General features: G+C 29.8%; 2 protein-coding genes. Both read left to right on the top strand.

Features of this window, described 5'->3' with window-relative positions:
• On the top strand, positions 1-168 hold a 168-nt coding region (locus CI949_RS21080), incomplete at its 5' end, for a TM1802 family CRISPR-associated protein (protein WP_365942089.1).
• A 2-nt stretch (positions 169-170) separates the two neighbouring features.
• Positions 171-1,106: type I-B CRISPR-associated protein Cas7/Csh2 (gene cas7b, locus CI949_RS20790; RefSeq protein WP_290769950.1), on the top strand; the 936-nt coding region annotated here is incomplete at its 3' end.

Raw genomic sequence — 1,106 nt, forward strand, 5'->3', positions numbered from 1 at the left:
TTAGAAGAATATGATAAAAATTATTATAAACAATTAGAAGAGCTAATTGCAGACTATATTTTAGAAAGTGACTTATCTGAAATTAGTAATAATGAAATTTCATTTTATTTTGTAACAGGTATGAATCAGGCAAATAAATTTAACTTTCAAAAAAATGAGGAGGAATAAAAATGGCTGTTATTGATCAGAGAAGTGAGTTGGTTTTTTTATATGATATTAAAGATGCTAATCCAAATGGGGATCCACTGGATGCCAACAAGCCGAGAATTGATGAAGAAACTGGAATCAATCTAGTAACTGATGTAAGACTAAAGCGTACTATTAGAGATTATTTGTTTGATTACAAAGGGTTTAATGGTGAAGATGGAAAAGATATTTTTGTTAGAGAGATCAAAAATGATGACAAAAGTATTCAGGATGGAAAAGAAAGAGCTAAAGATTTTAAAGAAGATCCCAAAAAAGTTTTAGAGCAGTGTATAGATGTAAGAATGTTTGGTGGTGTAATTCCTTTAACTGGTGATTCAATTACCTATACAGGTCCTGTACAGTTTCAGATGGGAAGGTCTCTACATAAAGTAGAGTTAAATTATATAAAGGGTACAGGAGCTTTTGCCTCCGGAGCTGGAAAAAGCAAAAAAACTTTTAGAGAAGAATATGTAGTGCCTTATTCTTTAGTTGGGTTTTATGGAATTATTAATGAAAATGCAGCTCAAAGCACCGAGTTAACCAAAGATGATGTTGAATTGTTATTAGAAGGTATCTGGAAAGGAACTAAAAATTTGATTACCCGTTCAAAAGTTGGTCAAACTCCCAGATTGTTATTAAAAGTAAATTATAGTGAAGAAAACTATTTTATTGGTGAATTGAAAAATTATATAAAGTTAGAAACTGGTTTAAGGGAAGAGGAAATTAGAGATGTTTCTGATTATAATCTAGATATTAGTGAATTATTAGCAGTAATTGAGGATAATTTTGATAAAATAGAAAGTGTTGAGTATAAAGTTAATCCTAGAGTTGAATTTGTTAGTGATTCTAAAAAAATAAATTTAAGTAATCTGGATTTATTTGAAGAGCTAGATACTGTCTCTTATACACATCTCCGAGCC

It is taken from the genome of Halanaerobium sp., assembly GCF_003070835.1.